Below are 20,919 nucleotides of genomic sequence, written 5' to 3' on the forward strand. Positions count from 1 at the left end.
GCTCAGATGCAAAGGCCGCACCTTTTTGTGCACCACTAGCTAAATAATTACAACAAAATACAAAATAAGGAAAATAAAATGGCTAAGGGGCAATCGCTGCAAGACCCATTTCTAAATGCACTACGTCGTGAGCGCATTCCAGTATCTATCTACCTTGTAAACGGCATTAAGCTGCAAGGTCAGATCGAATCTTTTGATCAGTTCGTGATCTTATTGAAGAACACAGTAAACCAAATGGTTTACAAGCATGCTATTTCTACAGTGGTTCCTGCTCGTGCAGTTAGCCACCACAGCGGTGAGCGTGCACCTGCTGATCGTGCAGAGAAATCTGAAGATTAATCGTTCAATCAATACAGCTAAAGCTGTAATAAGGAGTTGGTTGCTTGTTTGACCGTTATGAATCCGGTGAGCGAGCCGTACTTGTTCATATCAACTTCACGCAAGAGGGTGAGTGGGAAGACTTAAGCGAATGTGAAATGCTGGTCTCCTCTGCGGGGGTGGAAACACTACAAGTGATTACTGGTAGTCGTCAGTCCCCGCACCCTAAATACTACGTCGGAGAGGGTAAAGCCCAAGAGATCGCTCAAGCCGTTCAGTTAACTGGGGCTGAGATTGTGATTTTTAATCACGCCCTCTCTCCTGCCCAAGAGCGCAACCTAGAGCACTTGTGTAAGTGTCGTGTGATTGACCGCACTGGTCTTATCTTAGATATCTTTGCACAGCGTGCGCGAACTCATGAAGGTAAGCTACAAGTTGAGCTTGCTCAGCTTCGTCATATCTCTACTCGACTGATTCGCGGTTGGACCCACCTTGAGAGACAAAAAGGTGGTATTGGTCTTCGTGGTCCAGGAGAAACTCAACTAGAAACAGATCGACGTCTGTTGCGTGACCGTATAAAAGCGATATTACGTCGTTTAGCTAAGGTAGCTAAGCAGCGTGAACAGGGCCGCCGTGCTCGTAATCGAGCTGAAATCCCAACCATTTCTCTTGTTGGTTACACCAACGCAGGGAAATCAACACTGTTTAACCAGATCACGCGTGCTGGTGTGTATGCAGCAGATCAACTGTTTGCAACGCTCGATCCAACACTGCGTAAAATTGATCTGACGGATGTAGGTCCGGCAATCCTTGCAGATACTGTAGGGTTTATTCGTCACCTACCGCACGATTTAGTCGCGGCATTTAAAGCAACGTTACAAGAGACGCAGGAAGCTGACATTTTGTTACATGTTGTTGATGCCAGTGATGACCGCTTTCGTGAGAATATTCAGGCAGTTCATGATGTATTAGAAGAAATTGATGCTCATGAGGTGCCAACCCTTGTAGTCATGAACAAGATTGACTGCATGGAAGACCAAAAACCTCGTATTGAGCGAGACGAAGAGGGCGCTCCTCGCGCTGTTTGGGTCTCGGCAATGGAAGGAGAAGGCATTGAATTACTGTTTGAGGCGCTGACAGAACGTCTAGCAAACCAAATGGTTCAATATCGACTTTGCATTCCACCTCAACATCAAGGGCGCATTCGTAGTCTGTTTTTCCAGTTGAAATCTATTCAACAAGAAGAATATGATGAAAATGGTAACCTCTTGATAGATATCCGAATGCAACAAGTGGATTGGTCTAAACTAGAAAAAAGAGAAGGGGCACTCTTAGGTGACTTTATCGTTACCACAGAGACTGCTACAGTATAACGTCATATCAAATGATGGAGCTTTCTAATGGCGTGGAATGAGCCTGGAAATAACAACGGCGATAACGGCCGCGATAATGACCCTTGGGGTAATAAGAATAATCGCGGTGGCCGAGATCAAGGACCGCCAGACTTAGACGAAGTGTTCAACAAACTGAGTCAAAAGTTGGGTGGCAAGTTTGGTAAAAAAGGTGGCAACGGTTCATCTGCAGGTGGCGGTGGTGCAATTGGCTTTGGTGTCATTGCCGTTATTGCTATCGCGATCTGGTTCTTTGCGGGTTTCTACACCGTAGGGGAAGCAGAGAGAGCTGTGGTACTTCGATTAGGTCAGTTCGACCGTATTGAAGAGCCAGGTCTAAACTGGCACCCACGTTTCATCGATCAAATTAGCGATGAACAGCTGGTTAACGTTCAAGCGATTCGTTCACTGCGTGCTTCTGGCACCATGCTGACTAAAGACGAGAACGTAGTGACGGTTGAAATGGGTGTTCAATACCGCGTTTCAGACCCATACAAATATCTGTATCGTGTCACGAATGCGGACGACAGCTTACGCCAAGCTACGGATTCTGCGCTTCGTGCAGTTATCGGTGACTCGCTAATGGATAGTATCCTTACTAGCGGCCGTCAACAGATTCGTCAAAGCACTCAAGAGACACTGAACCGTATTATTGATAACTACGACATGGGTATCCTAGTTGTAGACGTTAACTTCCAGTCGGCTCGTCCACCTGAGCAAGTTAAAGATGCATTCGATGATGCTATCGCGGCTCGTGAGGATGAAGAGCGTTTTGAGCGTGAAGCAGAAGCGTACCGAAACGACATTCTTCCTAAAGCGACAGGTCGTGCAGAGCGTTTGAAGAAAGAAGCTGTGGGTTACTCAGAGCGCACTATCAATGGTGCACTTGGTCAAGTGGCTCAGTTTGAAAAGCTACTTCCTGAATACCAAGCAGCTCCAGAAGTAACACGTAACCGTCTGTACTTAGATACAATGGAAAAAGTGTACTCAAGCACGTCTAAAGTGCTGATTGACTCTGAATCGAGCGGTAATCTACTTTACCTACCGATTGATAAGTTAGGCGCTCAAGGTGGTTCTAAGTCGGGCTCTCGCTCTACTAAAGCGCCATCAGCTTATGATCAGATTGAGCTAGAAACTCAACCTGAAACGCCATCGAGCTCTCAGTCTCGTTCAGATAGCTCACGTCAAGGGAGATACTAATAATGCGTAAGTTAATGATCCCTGTATTGGTCGTTGCGTTAGCACTGATGTTGATGTCTGTGTTCGTTATTCCAGAAGGCGAGCGCGGTATCGTGATTCGTTTTGGTCGTGTATTGAAAGATAACAACGACATTTCTCGAATCCACGAGCCTGGCCTGCACTTCAAACTGCCACTGTTTGACCGTGTGAAAACACTAGACGCACGTATTCAAACAATGGATGGCCGCTCTGACCGTTTCGTAACATCAGAGAAAAAAGACGTCATCATCGATTCGTACGTGAAATGGCGTATTCAAGACTTCGGTCAATACTACCTAGCAACGGGCGGCGGTAACGCACTAACGGCGCAAGCACTTCTTGAGCGTAAAGTGACAGATGTACTTCGTTCGGAAATTGGTTCTCGTGAGATCAAGCAGATCGTTTCTGGTCCTCGTAATAGTGATGTGCTTCCAGATTCAGCGGACAGCGACGTGGTGACCACGGTTGCAGCAGCTGAAGCTCTTGAGGTAGATGGTGAGCGTGACAAGATCATGGAAAACGTTCTTACCGACACGCGTGAGAGTGCACTGAAAGACTTAGGTGTGGAAATTGTCGACTTCCGTATGAAGAAGATTAACCTTCCAGACAACATTAGTGATTCAATCTACAAGCGTATGCGTGCAGAGCGTGAATCGGTTGCTCGTAAGCACCGTTCTCAAGGTCGTGAGCGTGCAGAGGTTATTCGTGCACAAGCTGAACTAGAAGTAGCAACAGTACTGGCAGAAGCCGATCGTACTGCGCGTGTTACTCGAGGTGATGCGGACGCAGAAGCAGCGAAGATCTACTCTGAAGCATACAACAAAGATCCTGAGTTCTTTGGCTTTATGCGTTCACTGCAAGCTTATGAGTCATCATTTAGCGATAAGAGTGACATCCTAGTACTGGATCCGAAGACGGACTTCTTCCAATACATGAACAAAGCAAAAGGTGCACAACCTCAATAAGCCAACAGGCTGAATTGAACCTTTGCACTGTTAAGGCATAAAACGAAAGGCTTCCACGATGGGAGCCTTTTTTGTTTGACGCGAATGTCGATACGCTTTTCAATCCTGCTCGAATCTCAAATCATCGATACGTCATAAACGCGATAACCGCACCGGCTACCACTAAGCAACCACCAATACGTCGAAGTTGATTATCTGGTTGCTCGCTAAGCTGAGCCATCATGCTGCGCCAACCTCTTGGAGCAATAAGTGGCCCTAAACCTTCGACGACCAAAACTAGGCCAATAGCCAACCAAATAGAGTGAGACATGATAGGTGCCTTGTGAGATAAAAAAGGAATAATATCAGTATCGTTGCGCATTTTGATAGCGCCTTGTATATGCCACTCGTGATCAAATCTCACGATTGTGAACAAAAAATGACTGCAAGAATTGTGATTCGGTGCTAGAATCCATTTTTAACTAGCAACAGATACTGGAAAGATGGGAAATAACGTAGTCGTTCTAGGCACCCAATGGGGTGACGAAGGTAAAGGTAAAATTGTTGACCTTTTAACTGAAGATGCAAAATACGTGGTTCGCTACCAAGGCGGTCACAATGCAGGTCACACACTTGTAATTGACGGTGAAAAAACCGTTCTTCACTTAATTCCATCAGGCATCCTGCGCGATAACGTTAAATGTGTTATCGGTAACGGTGTTGTACTTTCGCCTGAAGCACTTCTTAAAGAAATGAAGCCTCTTGAAGAGCGCGGTATCCCAGTGCGCGAGCGTCTTTTCGTTTCTGAAGCTTGTCCTCTAATTCTTCCGTACCACATCGCTATCGACAACGCGCGTGAAATCGCTCGTGGCGCGAAAGCTATCGGTACAACGGGTCGTGGTATCGGTCCAGCTTACGAAGATAAAGTTGCTCGTCGCGGTCTACGCGTTGGTGACCTTTTCGATAAAGAAATGTTCGCTGAGAAGCTAAAAGAAGTCATGGAATTCCATAACTTCCAACTAGAGCACTTCTACAAAGCTGAGACAGTAAGCTACGAAGAAGTACTTGAGCAGTGCATGGGTTATGCCGATCTACTAACTTCAATGGTTATGGACGTAACTGACGAACTAGACGCAGCACGTAAGCGCGGCGACAAGATCATGTTCGAAGGTGCTCAAGGTACTCTACTAGATATCGACCACGGTACTTACCCATACGTAACTTCTTCTAACACGACTGCTGGTGGTGTTGCTGCAGGTTCTGGTTTCGGTCCTCGTCACATTGGTTACATTCTTGGTATTACTAAGGCGTACTGTACTCGTGTAGGTTCAGGTCCATTCCCAACTGAGCTTTACGATGGTCTAGACAAGCAAGACCCAGTAGGTAAGCACCTAGGTGATGTTGGCCACGAGTTTGGTGCAACAACAGGTCGTCTACGTCGTACAGGTTGGTTTGATGCAGTAGCAATGCGTCGCGCAATCCAAATCAACTCTCTAACGGGTATGTGTCTGACTAAACTAGACGTTCTTGACGGTCTAGAAGAGATCAAGATCTGTACTGGCTACAAGATGGCCGACGGTACTATCCTAGAAGTTTCTCCAATGGCTGCTGAATCTTTCGAAGAAGCAACACCAATCTACGAAACAATGCCAGGTTGGTCTGAGACAACATTTGGTGCTAAGACAATCGACGCGCTTCCACAAGCTGCTCTTGATTACATCAAACGTATCGAAGAACTAACAGGCGTACCAGTAGACATCATCTCTACAGGTCCAGACCGTAACGAAACTATTATCAAGGTTCACCCTTACAGCGCATAATGCTGATACACGAAAGTGTGTAGATAATAGAAAGTTGTTCGAAAGCCAGCTGAAATACGCTGGCTTTTTTGTGCCTGCTATTTGGTGCTCGTTGACTATGCGTTGTGAGTGTGATGATCTTTTGTACGCTATCTGGCAAAGTATTGCCGATTGACGGCAAGTTTTGTCTAAAGCGATACGAGTAATTGCCGATACAGATATCATAGTGAGTAAAATGTAATTGAACTTGGATAATCCAAAGGCTCAATGCGTTTTTAAAACAAGATAATAGAGTGCAGGTATGAAGCTACGAACTGTGGCGGCTTCATTGATAATGGCGCTGAGCTCCTCCTTGAGTCATGCTAATTTGGCTGATGTCGGTGAGCCGGTACCTATATACACAGAAGCTGAACTGATCAATCTGATAGAGAAGAATCAACACCTTGAGCGTGTGAAAGCTGACAAGTGCCAACTGGTTGAAGATATTGTTGCGCGTGCGACACGTATCAGTTTGCCTTCTTATGAGTTTTTATACGGTGATATGCTGGCTTGGGGTGTATGTGTAGAGCAAGACGTTGAGCTTGGTCTGTACTACATGGAAAACGCTGCGCATCAAGGTCTGCCGGCCGCTTTAGAGCAGCTTGGCCGTTACTACTCGCGTGGTACCTTGGTTCAACAAGACAAAGAGCGAGCGATCCCTTATCTACGTGAAGCGGCATCTATGGGTAACCTTAATGCACGTATTCACTTAGCTGAACTTTTACTGCGTGATTATGGTAGCCCGTTAGATTATGAAGATGCATACCGTTGGCTGTATAACTCCGTCACTGCCGACCAGCGTCAACACAAACGCATTTCTGTATTGAGAAATGGGTTGGAGCAAAGAATGCCAGACAACATTATTGCTCGAGCCAAACGACGCGACGTTTTCTGGTAATACCGAATTCTAATCCTGTAATGATCTCTGCACTCATTATTACGGGACACTGAAAGATTGCTGAAAGCTGAAAAGCCCTGCCCAATTGGATTAGTGCAGGGCTTTTTGCATTTAGATAGTCATGCTATTCCGTGGCGAGATTATTGAACCACTTCACCTGACTCAACGACGGTTTCACGAACGACTTTAGTGAAATCCAGCGCTTCTTGACGAATCTTATCTTCATCAACAGTGAGCATGTTGCGGTCTTTCATCAGTAGTTTACCGTCGACGATTGAGTGGCGAACGTTACCTGAGTTTGCAGAGTACACCAGTGCAGAGTATGGGTTGTAAACCGGTACCATGTTTGGCGCTTTGGTATCGATCACAATGATGTCCGCCAATTTACCGATCTCTAATGATCCGATCTTATCTTCCATATGGAGCGCTTTTGCTGCGCCCATTGTCGCCATGTCGATCACTTTGATCGGTGACATTGCTGCACGATCTTTGTTTACTAGTTTGTGAACCTTGGCAACTTGGTTGAATTCATCAATCGTGCTCAAGGTGTTCCCCGACATTGGACCATCAGTTCCTAGGCCAATACGCACTTCTTCGTCGTACATCTGCAAAGCAGGTGAGACGCCTTTCGCTGACTTAATGTTCGCGCTCATGTTGTGTGCAACTCCCATGTCAGACTCTTTCACTAGTTTAATGTCTTCTTCATCAACCAAGATCATGTGTGCGCCAACTAGGTTTTTGTTGAGTGCGCCAATGCTATGCATGTACTGAACAGGTGATAGACCATCAGAGCGTTCGGCGATCTTCTCTTCTTCACGATGAGACTCTGCAAGGTGGATCATCACGGGAACATCCAGCTCTAGAGATAGCTTCGCCACTTTTTGTAGGATCTCTGTGGTGTTGGTGTAAGGGGCGTGTGGTGCGAACGCTGGGGTGATACGCGGGTGGTCTTTGTACTCTTCAATGAAGTTGAGTGCGTACTTAATTCCTTCTTCAGCATTGGCTGCATCCGCGACTGGGAATTTAATCACGGTCTCACCTAATATCGCGCGCATACCAATCTTATCGACGGTTTTCGCTACCTCGTCTTCGAAGTAGTACATATCCGCGTAAGTCGTTACGCCGCCTTTCACCATCTCTACGTTACCTAGGTTCGCACCAATACGAACCATATCGCGTGAAACCAGTTTTTTCTCCAATGGGAAGATATAGCGGTGTAGGCGATCAGGCACATCGTCCGCCAAAGAGCGGAATACGGTCATTGAAACATGGGTATGAGTATTGATAAGACCGGGCATCACGATATCACCATCGACATCAAGCACTTGTTCAGCTTTATATTGCTTCTCTAGTGAAGCGTCGCCTACCGCGATGATTTTGTTGTCTTTAACCACTACCGTACCGTTTTCATATACGGTTTTATCTTGGTTCATGGTCAGAACCATGGCATCTGTGATCATCAGATCTGCTTTCTCCATTGCGTTACTCGACAACGAAAACAGAGAGAGACCCGCCATCGCTGATGCCATTAAGGTGCGTTTTAATTTCATATCAATACTCAGAACAGGAGTTGGTAAATGTTGCTGAATCATAGTGGATTTTATTACTGCCGCAAACGTTTGTTTTATCGTTTGCGTAAAAACTGAAAGGTCCGACGTAATTACGATCGGATATTTCACATCATGAAGATTTGTATCAATTTCAGCTAATTTGTCGGTTTTCTAAAGCATATCTGTAGCTTACCTGTTGCATCGGATATAATAGATTTATATCCCTTCCTTGCATGAGCAGGCCCGCCTATGACCAAAAAGATACCGATGTCAGAAAATACGACAACCACAGCGAATGCTGACCCTTTTGCAGACCGAGAGTCGCAAAACTACGAGAACCCAGTTCCAAGTCGCGAGTTTATTCTTTCGTTTCTAACGGATGCGAATATTCCAATGAACCGTAACGATCTGTTCGATGCATTAGGTTTATCTGGTGAAGAGCAATATGAAGGCCTGCGTCGTCGCCTACGAGCGATGGAGCGTGATGGTCAATTGATCTTTACTCGTCGTCAATGCTACGCGCTACCTGAAAAATTGGAGCTAGTGAAAGGCTATGTGATTGGTCACAAAGATGGTCATGGCTGGGTGCGTCCCGATGGTAGCACAGGCAAGGATGATGACATCTTACTGCCGCACCATCAGATGAAGACGCTAATGCATGGTGATTATGTATTGGCGCAGCCAACTGATAACAGTAAACGCGGTCGTCGTGAAGGTCGTTTAGTTCGTGTACTTGAAGAGCGTACAGCACCGTTAATCGGTCGTTTCTTCCTTGAGTACGGCCACTCTTATGTCGTCCCTGATGACTCTCGAATCAGTCACGACATTTTGATCCCAACCGAGCATAAAGGCGGTGCTCGTATGGGTAACGTTGTGGTGATCGAAATTATGGATCGCGGCGGTCGTTCACGCAATATGATGGGTAAGGTCATCGAAGTATTGGGTGAGAATATGGCACCGGGGATGGAGACTAAGATTGCGATTCATACACACCAAATCCCTCATGAGTGGCCTCAAGCGGTTGAGAAACAGGTTGAAAACCTTGGTGAGCATGTACCTGAAGAAGCGAAAGAAGGCCGTGTAGATTTGCGCGAGTTGCCTTTGGTCACGATTGATGGTGAGGATGCGCGTGACTTCGATGATGCGGTTTATTGTGAAGCGGAAAAAGATGGAGGCTGGCGTTTATGGGTCGCCATTGCTGACGTAAGTTACTATGTGCGTCCAGATACCGCCCTAGATAAAGAAGCGATTAATCGTGGTAACTCGGTGTACTTCCCATCTCAGGTTGTGCCGATGCTGCCGGAAGTTCTATCGAATGGCTTATGTTCGTTGAACCCGCAGGTTGACCGCTTGTGTATGGTGTGTGAAATGACCATCTCAGAGAACGGCAAGTTATCAGGTTACAAGCACTATGAAGCGGTGATGAACTCGCACGCGCGCCTGACATACAACAAGGTAGGCGCCATTCTCGATGGTGATGAAGAGCTTCGTCAGCGTTACGAGAAAGAAGTCCCACATCTTGAAGAGTTGCATAAGATGTACAAGGTGCTTAAGCAGACTCGTGATGAGCGTGGTGCGATTGAGTTTGAAACAGTAGAGACCAAATTTATCTTCAATGCCGATCGTAAGATTGAGCGCATTGAGCCTGTGATTCGTAACGATGCACACAAGATCATCGAAGAGTGTATGATTCTGGCAAACATCGCTTCTGCCTCATTGGTGGAAAAAGCCAAAGAGCCTGCGCTATACCGAATTCACGAAACGCCTGGAGAAGAGCGTCTTGCGGGCTTTAAAGATTTCTTGAGTGAATTAGGCTTAAGCTTGGAAGGGGGGCTACAACCATCGCCAACCGACTACGCGCAGCTGATGCGTCAAATTAACGAACGTGAAGATCGTGAACTGATTCAAACCATGCTGCTGCGCTCTATGAAGCAAGCCGTGTACAACGCCGACAACTGTGGTCACTTTGGCTTGGCTCTGAAGCGTTACGCGCACTTTACTTCGCCAATTCGCCGTTACCCAGATTTACTTCTGCACCGTGCGATCAAGTACTTGATTGCTAAAGGCGAAGGCCGCAACACTGACCGTTGGACACCCACTGGTGGTTACCATTACTCGTTTGATGATATGGACTTCTACGGTGAGCAGTGTTCAACAACGGAACGTCGCGCCGATGATGCCACTCGTGAAGTATCGGACTGGCTGAAGTGTGAATACATGCAGGATCACGTTGGTGAAGAGATGCCGGGTGTGATTGCTAACGTGACTGGTTTTGGCTTCTTTGTTCGCCTAACAGAGCTGCATATTGATGGCCTTGTACACGTGACCTCACTCGCGAACGATTACTACCAATTCGATCCAATTGGACAGAGATTAATTGGTGAGAGTTCTGGTAATATCTACCGCCTTGGCGATTCAGTGAAAGTTAAAGTCTCTGCGGTAAACCTAGATAGCCGCCAAATTGATTTTGATATTGTCGACACTGACCGCAAGCCTCGTGGTAAAGGTAAAACCGCGAAGAAACGTGCAGCGGATGCCGCGAAAAAGGCGAAAAGCAAGAAACGCGCAGCGGTAAAAAGCTGCCGTCCGGGAAGCAGTGCTAAACCATTAGTTGAGCCGACCAAGCGCCCTGATGGTAGCAGTGAAGAAGAGACACGCAGTAAGAGAAAGCCGAAGCGCAAACCGGCGAGTACCGATAAGCCGAAAGCGAAAAAGAAGCGCACAGCAAAGCGTAAGCCAAAAGCGCCAAAGGCTTAACACAGGAGTAGGCATAAGTACTGCCTACTCAATATTGAATAGTGAATTAGGGAGAGGCGCAGTTTGCTCTCCTTAATGTAACAAACCGAACAGGTAGACAATGAGTAACGAATTTATCTACGGCATTCACGCGGTGAAGGCTGTACTAGAAAAAGACCCAGCGCGTTTTATCGAGGCTTATGTATTAAAAGGCCGTCAAGATGAGCGTCTATTACCGCTGTTAAACCAACTGCAGCAGTTTGGGGTGTCTATCCAACAAATGGGTCGTAAGGTGCTGGATGATAAAGCTCAAGGGGCTAACCACCAAGGTATCATTGCTAAGGTGAAACCCGCTAAGCAGCTGAACGAGAACGATCTTGATGACATTCTTGCGCAGCATGATCAACCTCTACTGCTGGTTCTTGATGGTGTAACAGACCCACACAATCTAGGTGCTTGTTTACGGAACGCTGATGCAGCTGGTGTTGCAGCTGTGATCGTACCGAAAGATCGCTCTTCACCGTTAACCGCGACAGTAAGCAAAGTAGCATGTGGCGCAGCAGAGACTGTTCCTCTAGTTCGCGTAACTAACTTGGCGCGTACTATGCGTGCGCTACAAGAGAAAGGCGTGTGGTTTGTAGGAACTGCGGGTGAAGCGACGCACGATATCTACCAAGCAAAACTGACGGGTCCATTAGCGGTGGTGATGGGGGCAGAGGGTGACGGTATGCGCCGCCTAACGCGCGAAACCTGTGATGACCTGATTAAGATCCCTATGGCGGGCAGCGTATCAAGCCTCAATGTGTCAGTGGCTTCTGGTATTTGTCTGTTTGAAGCGGTACGTCAGCGTTTAGCGCAGTAAATCGCTCATTGAATTGATTTATTTCTAACGCCCACCACATGCTGGTGGGCGTTTGTTTTCATCGAATTAAGGTAGATCTTGCGAGAACCGTGGGTGGCTAGAAAAACTGTTTCATTATTCGCCAAATACCACTTGCCAATACGGGGTTCTTTCTATAACATTTGCCGTCCTTAAAACTCAGTCAATTATCTTTAGTTCCTTGCTTCCTCTGGATGACTGAGCCAACTGTGGAAGCTAATAATCCGTAAGGAGCAACCAATGCGTCATTACGAAATCGTATTCATGGTGCACCCTGATCAAAGCGAGCAAGTTGCTGGCATGATCGAGCGTTACACTGGTTCTATCACTGAAGCTGGCGGTAAAATCCACCGTCTAGAAGACTGGGGCCGCCGTCAAATGGCTTACCCAATCAACAAGCTTCACAAAGCTCACTACGTTCTAATGAACGTTGAAGCTGGTCAAGAAGTGATCGACGAGCTAGAAACTGCTTTCCGTTTCAACGATGCAGTTCTACGTAACATGATCATGCGCACTAAAGGCGCTGTGACTGAGCAATCTATTATGCTTAAGCAAAAAGAAGAGCGTGCAGAGCGTGCTCCTCGTCGCGAAGAGCGTACAGAAGCTAAGCCAGAAGCATCTGCTGAGTAATTCTTTTTTGGCGTAAAGCCTTAAAAAATTCTCAACTTGTTTTAGGTTCTTGGTAATTACTTCGGTATTTATTGAAGACCGCTTTTTTAAATTTAAGATCAGGAGATAGCCCATGGCTCGTTTCTTCCGTCGTCGTAAATTCTGCCGTTTCACTGCAGAAGGCGTACAAGAGATTGACTACAAAGACGTAGCAACTCTAAAAAACTACATCACTGAAGCTGGTAAAATCGTACCTAGCCGTATCACTGGTACAAGCGCTAAGTATCAGCGTCAACTAGCTCGCGCTATCAAGCGTTCTCGTTACCTAGCACTTCTACCATACACTGACAAGCATCAGTAATTGGTAAGAGTTAATAAAAGTTTAAGAGGACTAAGATAATGCAAGTTATTCTACTTGATAAGATCGGTAACCTAGGTGGCCTTGGCGACCAAGTAAACGTTAAATCTGGCTACGCTCGTAACTTCCTTATCCCACAAGGTAAAGCAGTTATGGCAACTAAAGACAACGTTGCTATGTTCGAAACTCGCCGTGCTGAACTAGAAGCTAAAGTTGCTGAGCAACTAGCTGCTGCTGAAGCTCGCGCAGAGAAAGTTAACGCTCTAGAAGCTGTTGTTATCGCTTCTAAAGCTGGTGACGAAGGTAAACTATTCGGTTCTATCGGTACTCGCGACATCGCTGACGCTATCACAGCTGCAGGTGTTGAAGTTGCTAAGAGCGAAGTACGCCTACCTGAAGGCGCTCTACGTAACATCGGTGAATTCGAAGTAAGCATCCAACTTCACTCTGAAGTATTTGCTACTGCGAAAATCGCTATCGTTGCTGCTGAGTAATTTCAGTCAAAAGACGAATTCTTTCTTTTGAAAGTTTTAAAGCACCAGCTTCGGCTGGTGTTTTTTTATGTCTGGAATTTGAGAACAACGACCTGAAGACGTCTAAGACTTGCGATACATAAATGAGAGAGAACAAAGCGTCTAGGTAATACCAATCACAGTAAGTAAGTGATCAGAAATAGCGCAGGAAAAAGGCTTGAGAACAAGGCAGTTTTTCTGTAACTGAGAGTTTTGGTAAGTAGTTATTCTACAATCAAAAATTCTAACGCAGTTATCGAGCGTTTTAACAAGCTAGGGTGAGCAATTATTTACTACGATTGGTATAAAAATCCTATGATGATCTTTTTACCCTAAAACGGTTTCTACTGGGTTTAGAAGTGGAATAATAGGTTTACGGAAAGTACAGAGTCTGCTTTATCTAAGCCATTTGGTACTTTGTCGTGGTACTGACGAGAGTGTGCAATCTTGAGCGCGATGTTTTCGGTGATATCGTTTACTGCTTCAAGTTCGGTATCGAGCCTTAGGTTACTTCTGCCCGAAACCAGCGTCATATCGACATTGAAACTTAGGTTCGGCAGAGCCTGCCAAGTCGAATTTACGTTGCCTCGGAAAATACCCTCTTCGACGATCTCTGGAAAAATAATATCATCGTCATCGATTTCATCTAGGTTTGGTTTTTGATAGCGAAAACCAGGACCAACTTCGAACTCTAGAACGAAGGTTTCCGTGTTTGAGAACTGATAACCTAAGCCTGTCGAAATCGTATAATCCTTAAAGTAAGCACTGTAGCGCGAGTCTACCCCTTTAAAACTCCCGTAGAGGTAAGTTTTTGGGCTTAACTTGTAGTCGCTCTGCGCGGTGTAAGTAGACTGTCTTTTGTCTTCTTCACCATCTTTATAGAGGTTGTAATACTTCCATTCACCTGTACTACGGTGACGTCCCTCAGTGTATTCAGCACTGAGTCGCGCGTTTAGCGAGCGAGAGTCTGAATTACCGGTATGCGATTGGTAGCCAAACTCAACTTCCGTCGAGAGTGGATCTTCAGGTTCAGTGTCTGTGTCACTCGGCGCGATATCCATATCCACAACATCTGTTGCCACTTCTAATTGTAACTCTTCAGCTGACTCTAAAGGCTCAGCCACTTCTATGGAGTCAAGAAGCTTATCAACAAAGGATTTTGTGTCATTAGCCAAAACTAATGGAGTGCTCAGTAGACCAAGGCTAAGAGCAAATAATTTGGACACGCATACCTCATTTGGACAGTGAATGAATGGGGAATCGTAATGCTAGGCTTGGTGATTTTAGTCAGCAATAAGTAAATTCTTACGTAAGACGAAAACAAACCGACTCCATAGCATTACAAATGAATGTTCTTGGGTATAATGAGCGGTCATTATTAGTTATTTGAGTGTAGTCATAGTGGATACCAGAAATCAGAAATCAGCCAACGATCAGGTGGACGCGATTAAAGTCCCGCCCCATTCATTAGAAGCTGAGCAATCCGTGATTGGCGGCCTGTTGCTGGACAACGAACGCTGGGATACGGTTGCTGAGAAGGTTGTGGCGAAGGACTTTTATAGCCGTCCGCACCGTTTGATTTTCGAAGCGGTGAAAGACATTCTAGAAGAAAGTGCCCCTCTGGATCTCATTACACTCTCAGAACACTTAGAACTGCGCGAGCAACTAGAAGAAGTGGGTGGCTTCGCTTACCTTGCAGATCTCGCGAAAAACACCCCAAGTGCGGCAAACATTAACGCGTATGCCGATATCGTTGCGCAGCGTGCTCTGGTTCGTAGTCTGATTGGTGTTGCGAATGAGATCGCCGACTCTGGTTATGACCCGCAAGGTCGCACATCAGAAGATTTGCTTGATCTTGCCGAGAGTAAAGTATTCGCGATTGCGGAAGGTCGTGCGAGTGAGAACGAAGGCCCCCAAAACGTAGACAGTATTCTAGAGAAGACGCTAGAGCGTATCGAGATCCTATATAAAACGCCACAAGATGGTGTGACGGGTGTCGATACCGGTTTTAATGATCTCAATAAGAAGACCGCAGGTCTGCAGGGCTCAGACTTAATCATTGTCGCGGCGCGTCCATCAATGGGTAAAACCACCTTTGCGATGAACTTGTGTGAAAACGCAGCAATGAAGCAAGACAAGCCAGTGCTTATCTTCTCACTAGAGATGCCAGGCGAACAGCTGATGATGCGTATGCTGGCGTCCCTTTCTCGTGTAGACCAAACCAAAATTCGTACCGGTCAGTTGGATGATGAAGATTGGGCTCGAATCTCTTCGACTATGGGTATTCTCATGGACAAGAAGAATATGTACATCGATGACAGTTCAGGTCTAACACCCACCGAAGTGCGTTCACGTGCGCGTCGTATTGCTCGTGAACACGACGGTCTTTCAATGATCATGATCGACTACCTTCAACTGATGCGTGTACCGTCTCTTTCTGATAACCGTACATTGGAAATTGCTGAGATCTCTCGCTCTCTCAAAGCTCTAGCGAAAGAGTTGAATGTTCCGGTTGTGGCACTGTCTCAGCTTAACCGTTCCCTTGAGCAGCGTGCTGATAAGCGTCCGGTGAACTCGGACTTGCGTGAATCGGGCTCGATTGAGCAAGATGCTGACTTAATCATGTTTATCTACCGTGATGAGGTTTATAACCCAGACAGCGCACTAAAAGGTATCGCTGAAATTATCATAGGTAAGCAGCGTAATGGTCCGATCGGTTCGGTTCGTTTGACCTTCCAAGGTCAGCACTCTCGATTTGATAACTATGCAGGCCCTGCATTTGATGATGAGTAACGCTCAATGACGTATATGAAAGCGGCAACCGCGAGCATTGATCTCAATGCACTAGAGCACAACCTTCGTCAGATAAAGTCGAAGGCTCCTCAATGTAAAGTGATGTCGGTAGTCAAAGCCAATGGCTATGGTCACGGCTTACTGCAGATTGCGAAACACTCTAACAATTCCGATGCGTTCGGCGTCGCTCGTATTGAAGAAGCGTTGCAGTTGCGTGCGGGCGGTATTGTGCAACCTATTCTACTGCTTGAAGGCTTTTATACTTCAGGTGATTTACCGATCCTTGTTGCGAACAATATACAGACCGTGGTCCACTGTGAAGAGCAGCTAAGCGCACTAGAAAACACCCAGCTTGAAGCGCCGGTCGTTGTCTGGTTGAAGGTAGACAGTGGCATGCATCGATTGGGAGTTCGCTCTGAACAGTACCAAAACTTTGTAGAACGTTTGCATCAATGCCCGAATGTCGCTAAACCACTGCGTTACATGAGTCATTTTGGTTGTGCGGATGAATTAGATAAAGGCACCACACAGCAGCAGACTGAACTCTTTCTGTCGTTGACAGAGGGCTGTGAGGGTGAGCGTTCTTTAGCGAACTCGGCAGGTTTGTTAGCATGGCCTGAAAGTCACCTAGATTGGGTGCGTCCTGGAATTATCTCTTATGGTGTCTCTCCGTTTGTTGAGCAGACAGCACAAGATCTGGGCTTTCAGCCTGTGATGACTCTGACCTCACATCTGATTGCAGTTCGTGATCTCAAAGCCGGTGAGAGCGTTGGTTATGGTGGAAACTGGACCAGCGATCGCGATACCAAAATGGGTGTGATTGCTATTGGTTATGGTGATGGTTACCCGCGAACCGCACCTAACGGTACACCAGTATTCATCAATGGTCGTAGGGTGCCGATTGCTGGTCGTGTCTCTATGGATATGCTGACGGTTGATCTCGGTCCAGATGCCGCTGATCAGGTAGGTGATGAAGCAATCTTATGGGGTAAAGAGCTCCCTTCAGAAGAGGTGGCGTCTCACATTGGCACGATCGCTTATGAACTGGTTACCAAACTCACCTCACGTGTTGAGATGGAGTACGTGAAATTGTGAGTAGTAAAAAAAGGTGGTTTGCCAGTGCTATCACGCTGGCGGCCTCACTGGTTTTTACGTCCGCTCAAGCCTCCAGTCAATCAGAGAAACAACCTAAAGACTCTGCGTTTGTTCCCTTCTACTTCAGCACTGAAACTATGGGCAATACCTTTGGTGGTGCTGGTGTCGCAAAAGGGGTAGGGCAGCCACAAGCCGCCCTGTTTGGTACTGCTCTTTATTCCGATAAAGACAGCTATGTCGTCTTCTTGTCCGCTTTTAACTATGCGTTATCGCAGAGCCTCCTGTTTAGTACTCAAATGTACCAAGCTCGTTTTAATGACAACCCGTATTATCTCGGTGAACAGGGCAGCAATGGCTCTTCCGATCTGGATAACACCATCACTGACGGCTACGAACAGAACTACCAAGCGGAGTTTAAATATCTGCTGCCTTGGGGCAATGTGGCTGAGCATGGTTTGCTGGGCGCGTTTCAGCCGATTAAAAATGTCAGCTTTGCCTCTCCATTAGAGTCTGGTGTGAGTTCGATTCTTTTTACACCGTTTTATACCTCTCGTGATCTCAAAGAGCTCAACCAAACCGAGAAAGCCACCGGCTTCAAGTTAAGCTTTGATTGGGATAACCGAGACAGCACTCACAACCCAACTAAAGGCTCTCACTCTTTGCTAGAGCTGACCACAGGCGCTGACGATTGGTCCGAAGATGACCCTTGGTTTAAGTGGTCATTTCAAAACAGCCAATACTTCGCATTAGGTCCACTTGGAGATTGGTTTGATCAACAAGTCCTCGCATTTGATTTCTATACTGCGGATACACCAACGTGGGATGACTGTTCTGATCAGGTGTGTGCTCGTCCGCCTGAAACGGAACAAGCACGCCTTGGTGGTTTATATCGACTTAGAGGCTATACCGGTGGTCGGTTTCATGGTCGCTCTGCGGTTCATTACTCCGCGGAGTATCGAGTATTACCTGAATGGCAGCCATTGGAAGATATTCCTCTGATTAATTACTACGATCTACCTTGGTGGCAGTGGGTTGTTTTTGCCGAAGCAGGGCGAGTGGCCGATGAGTACGATGTAAAAACCCTGCACTCTGATATGAAGTGGAGTTTAGGTGGAGCGGTACGCTTTCAGGTAGAGGGCGTCGTGGTTCGAGCTGAATTAGCCCGCGGCGGCGATGAAGGCACCTTTAGGATCATGATAAACCAACCCTTCTAAAGTGTATTTTTTCGCGCAATTGAGCCTAAAAAAGCTTTTGGCCTATGGTAGGTCTAAAGCACTAGTAATAAGAGCGGTTGAGGGACATACCACTCTTATTGTCGTGTTGTCTGTGCTACTCACCTTGAATAGTCACAATCACAGTACGGCTCCCACCGAAATCACGGTGTTCACCTAAGTAAATGCCTTGCCATGTTCCTAAAGCTAATCGACCATTGGTAATCGGGATTGTCACACTATTGCCCAGAAGCGATGCTTTAATGTGAGCAGGCATGTCATCGTCGCCTTCATACGTATGACGATAGTAGGGTGCTCTTTCAGGTACATAACGATTAAAATGCGACTCCATATCCGCACGTACGGTAGGGTCGGCATTCTCGTTAAGGGTTAAGCTTGCAGAGGTATGTTGGATAAATAAGTGTAATAAACCAACAGTTGGGCAATTAATGTCGTTGATGTGTTGTTCAATTTCATCAGTGATGAGATGAAATCCACGCTTTCGTGCATTGAGGTGAATAGTCTTCTGAAACCACATATAGCATCCTCTATAATGTATTTGGCAAAAAAGCGGTTTAACGCTATCTTTTGAACTTGAATTTATAAGGTTTAGTTCACACTTCTACAGTGTATAACCGAAATCAGCGTCAGTGAGTGGTTCACAAAAACGAACCGTGATTTATCTCAAGGCGCTGATGATTATATACGGCATAATACGTCGTGAAAAAAAATTACATAGAATCTTTCAGTGATGATGAAATCTTTGTCGTCACCGAGTCATAGAGCTTTTGCCTAATCGGGGGTTCTCTTATCACATTAATGATATTGAGAATAAAACCTAAAGTAACATCGGGATAGTTACCATGTTGAAAAATATCAACCCAACGCAAACACAAGCGTGGAAATCTCTAACTGCACACTTTGAATCTGCTCAAGATATGGATCTAAAAGAGCTATTCGCTCAAGATGCAAAGCGTTTTGATGCGTTCTCTACTCGCTTCGGTTCAGACATCTTAGTCGACTACTCTAAGAACCTTATCGATGCAGAAACAATGCAGCACCTATTCGCACTTGCGAACGAGACAGAAGTGAAATCTGCAATCGAAGCAATGTTCAAAGGTGACGCAATCAACCAAACTGAAGGCCGTTCAGTTCTTCACACTGCTCTGCGTAACCGCAGCGACAAGCCAGTAATGGTTGATGGTAAAGATGTGATGCCTGCTGTAAATGCTGTTTTGGCAAAAATGGAACTCTTCACACACCGCATCGTATCGGGTGAGTGGAAAGGTTACACAGGTAAAGAGATCACTGATGTTGTAAACATTGGTATCGGTGGTTCGGATCTAGGTCCATACATGGTGACGGAAGCTCTAACACCATACAAAACCCGTCTAAACATGCACTTCGTGTCTAACGTTGATGGTACTCACATCGTTGAAACACTGAAGAAAGTAAACCCAGAAACAACACTGTTCCTAGTGGCTTCTAAAACGTTTACCACTCAAGAAACAATGACCAATGCACACTCTGCACGTGATTGGTTCCTAGCAGAAGCGGGTGATGAAGCGCATGTTGCTAAGCACTTCGCAGCGCTATCTACTAACGCAACGGCAGTCGCTGAGTTTGGTATCGATACTGACAACATGTTCGAATTCTGGGACTGGGTTGGCGGTCGTTACTCGCTATGGTCTGCAATCGGTCTGTCGATCTCACTGTCTGTCGGTTTCGACAACTTCGTTGAGCTTCTTGAAGGTGCTCACGACATGGATAACCACTTTGCTTCAACTGAGTTTGAAAGCAACATTCCAGTTATCCTTGCGCTAATCGGTATTTGGTACAACAACTTCCACGGTGCTGAGTCTGAAGCAATCCTACCCTACGACCAATACATGCACCGTTTTGCTGCGTACTTCCAGCAAGGTAACATGGAATCTAACGGTAAGTTTGTTGACCGTGACGGCAACCCAGTGGAATACCAAACGGGTCCAATCATCTGGGGTGAACCTGGCACAAACGGCCAGCACGCTTTCTACCAGCTGATTCACCAAGGTACTAAACTGATCCCTTCTGACTTCATTGCTCCAGCAATCAGCCACAACCCAGCCTCTGATCACCACCAGAAGCTAATGTCTAACTTCTTTGCTCAAACTGAAGCGTTAGCATTCGGTAAGACAAAAGAGACAGTAGAAGCTGAATTCCTAGCAGCAGGTAAAACAGCGGAAGAAGTGGCAGAACTGGTACCATTTAAAGTGTTTGAAGGTAACCGTCCAACAAACTCTATCCTAGTTAAGCAAATCACGCCTCGCACTCTGGGTAACCTAATCGCGATGTACGAGCACAAGATCTTCGTACAAGGTGTTATCTGGAACATCTTCAGCTTTGACCAATGGGGTGTAGAGCTTGGTAAGCAACTCGCGAATCAAATCCTACCTGAGCTTGCAGATGACGCAGAAGTGACCTCTCACGATAGCTCAACTAACGGTCTAATCAACGCATTTAAAGCGCTTAAAGCTTAATTGAGTTGAACCGATAGAAAGAAACGTCAGCCTTCGAGCTGGCGTTTTTGTT

At 46.2% G+C, this 20,919-nt stretch carries 19 protein-coding genes; 15 read left to right on the plus strand and 4 right to left on the minus strand.

Annotated features, from left to right (window positions below; all coding sequences use genetic code 11):
* The first annotated feature begins 78 nt into the window (after positions 1 to 78).
* Genes hfq through hflC form a run of 4 tightly spaced genes read left to right on the plus strand, consistent with a single transcriptional unit; the run spans position 79 to position 3,892 of the window.
* Positions 79 to 339, plus strand: a complete 261-nt coding sequence (hfq, locus tag AC6I7V_RS01205; protein WP_255231596.1) for an RNA chaperone Hfq — start codon at positions 79 to 81, stop codon at positions 337 to 339.
* 44 nt (positions 340 to 383) lie between these two features.
* Positions 384 to 1,691, plus strand: a complete 1,308-nt coding sequence (gene hflX, locus AC6I7V_RS01210; protein WP_498011177.1) for a ribosome rescue GTPase HflX — start codon at positions 384 to 386, stop codon at positions 1,689 to 1,691.
* A gap of 27 nt (positions 1,692 to 1,718) precedes the next feature.
* A complete protein-coding gene (hflK, locus tag AC6I7V_RS01215; protein WP_255231595.1) occupies positions 1,719 to 2,909 on the plus strand; it encodes an FtsH protease activity modulator HflK in 1,191 nt (396 codons plus the stop codon).
* Positions 2,910 to 2,911: 2 nt separating this feature from the next.
* A complete protein-coding gene (gene hflC / locus AC6I7V_RS01220; protein ID WP_255231594.1) occupies positions 2,912 to 3,892 on the plus strand; it encodes a protease modulator HflC in 981 nt (326 codons plus the stop codon).
* Positions 3,893 to 4,013: 121 nt separating this feature from the next.
* On the opposite strand, the gene AC6I7V_RS01225 is transcribed toward hflC, so the two are convergent.
* Positions 4,014 to 4,202 (minus strand): DUF2065 domain-containing protein, encoded by a 189-nt coding sequence (locus AC6I7V_RS01225; RefSeq protein ID WP_498011624.1) that lies wholly within the window; start codon positions 4,200 to 4,202, stop codon positions 4,014 to 4,016.
* 172 nt (positions 4,203 to 4,374) lie between these two features.
* Between AC6I7V_RS01225 and AC6I7V_RS01230 the strand changes: the two genes are divergently transcribed.
* Positions 4,375 to 5,691 carry an adenylosuccinate synthase gene (locus tag AC6I7V_RS01230; protein WP_255231593.1) on the plus strand — a complete coding sequence of 439 codons (1,317 nt, stop codon included), beginning with the start codon at positions 4,375 to 4,377 and terminating at the stop codon, positions 5,689 to 5,691.
* A 280-nt stretch (positions 5,692 to 5,971) separates the two neighbouring features.
* Complete coding sequence (gene motX, locus AC6I7V_RS01235; RefSeq protein ID WP_255231592.1) at positions 5,972 to 6,607, plus strand: flagellar protein MotX; 636 nt, start codon at positions 5,972 to 5,974, stop codon at positions 6,605 to 6,607.
* A 140-nt stretch (positions 6,608 to 6,747) separates the two neighbouring features.
* Here the strand turns inward: motX and AC6I7V_RS01240 are convergent, their stop codons facing one another.
* A complete protein-coding gene (locus AC6I7V_RS01240) occupies positions 6,748 to 8,157 on the minus strand; it encodes an amidohydrolase (protein WP_498011178.1) in 1,410 nt (469 codons plus the stop codon).
* Between the two features lie 249 nt (positions 8,158 to 8,406).
* Here AC6I7V_RS01240 and rnr point away from each other — a divergent pair, with 249 nt between their 5' ends.
* The 5 genes from rnr to rplI all read left to right on the plus strand — a co-directional run bounded on the left by rnr (position 8,407) and on the right by rplI (position 13,234).
* Positions 8,407 to 10,914 (plus strand): ribonuclease R, encoded by a 2,508-nt coding sequence (gene rnr / locus AC6I7V_RS01245; protein WP_498011179.1) that lies wholly within the window; start codon positions 8,407 to 8,409, stop codon positions 10,912 to 10,914.
* 100 nt (positions 10,915 to 11,014) lie between these two features.
* Positions 11,015 to 11,755, plus strand: coding sequence for a 23S rRNA (guanosine(2251)-2'-O)-methyltransferase RlmB (rlmB, locus tag AC6I7V_RS01250; RefSeq protein WP_255231589.1), 741 nt, complete (start codon positions 11,015 to 11,017; stop codon positions 11,753 to 11,755).
* A 258-nt stretch (positions 11,756 to 12,013) separates the two neighbouring features.
* On the plus strand, positions 12,014 to 12,403 hold the full coding sequence (gene rpsF, locus AC6I7V_RS01255) for a 30S ribosomal protein S6 (protein WP_255231588.1): 390 nt from the start codon (positions 12,014 to 12,016) through the stop codon (positions 12,401 to 12,403).
* 112 nt (positions 12,404 to 12,515) lie between these two features.
* Positions 12,516 to 12,743: a 30S ribosomal protein S18 gene (rpsR, locus tag AC6I7V_RS01260; RefSeq protein ID WP_000090472.1), complete on the plus strand. Its 228-nt coding sequence runs from the start codon at positions 12,516 to 12,518 to the stop codon at positions 12,741 to 12,743.
* Between the two features lie 38 nt (positions 12,744 to 12,781).
* The gene (gene rplI, locus AC6I7V_RS01265) at positions 12,782 to 13,234 is read left to right on the plus strand and encodes a 50S ribosomal protein L9 (protein WP_255231587.1); all 453 of its coding nucleotides are present in this window, start codon (positions 12,782 to 12,784) and stop codon (positions 13,232 to 13,234) included.
* Positions 13,235 to 13,605: 371 nt separating this feature from the next.
* Here rplI and AC6I7V_RS01270 read toward each other — a convergent pair whose 3' ends face one another.
* Positions 13,606 to 14,478 carry a DUF481 domain-containing protein gene (locus tag AC6I7V_RS01270; RefSeq protein ID WP_498011180.1) on the minus strand — a complete coding sequence of 291 codons (873 nt, stop codon included), beginning with the start codon at positions 14,476 to 14,478 and terminating at the stop codon, positions 13,606 to 13,608.
* Between the two features lie 175 nt (positions 14,479 to 14,653).
* On the opposite strand from AC6I7V_RS01270, the gene AC6I7V_RS01275 reads away from it, so the two are divergent.
* From AC6I7V_RS01275 to AC6I7V_RS01285, 3 genes are read left to right on the plus strand one after another with little or no spacing between them, the layout of a single operon-like run.
* A complete protein-coding gene (locus AC6I7V_RS01275; protein ID WP_261882477.1) occupies positions 14,654 to 16,045 on the plus strand; it encodes a replicative DNA helicase in 1,392 nt (463 codons plus the stop codon).
* 6 nt (positions 16,046 to 16,051) lie between these two features.
* The gene (gene alr, locus AC6I7V_RS01280; RefSeq protein ID WP_498011181.1) at positions 16,052 to 17,140 is read left to right on the plus strand and encodes an alanine racemase; all 1,089 of its coding nucleotides are present in this window, start codon (positions 16,052 to 16,054) and stop codon (positions 17,138 to 17,140) included.
* The gene (locus AC6I7V_RS01285; RefSeq protein ID WP_498011625.1) at positions 17,134 to 18,354 is read left to right on the plus strand and encodes a BamA/TamA family outer membrane protein; all 1,221 of its coding nucleotides are present in this window, start codon (positions 17,134 to 17,136) and stop codon (positions 18,352 to 18,354) included. Before alr ends, AC6I7V_RS01285 begins: the two co-directional genes overlap by 7 nt.
* Positions 18,355 to 18,469: 115 nt before the next feature.
* Here AC6I7V_RS01285 and AC6I7V_RS01290 read toward each other — a convergent pair whose 3' ends face one another.
* The gene (locus tag AC6I7V_RS01290) at positions 18,470 to 18,889 is read right to left on the minus strand and encodes a secondary thiamine-phosphate synthase enzyme YjbQ (RefSeq protein ID WP_255231584.1); all 420 of its coding nucleotides are present in this window, start codon (positions 18,887 to 18,889) and stop codon (positions 18,470 to 18,472) included.
* Positions 18,890 to 19,214: 325 nt separating this feature from the next.
* On the opposite strand from AC6I7V_RS01290, the gene pgi reads away from it, so the two are divergent.
* On the plus strand, positions 19,215 to 20,867 hold the full coding sequence (gene pgi / locus AC6I7V_RS01295) for a glucose-6-phosphate isomerase (protein WP_261882479.1): 1,653 nt from the start codon (positions 19,215 to 19,217) through the stop codon (positions 20,865 to 20,867).
* The last annotated feature ends 52 nt before the right edge of the window (positions 20,868 to 20,919 follow it).

This window comes from Vibrio sp. KUL70, from assembly GCF_059725515.1.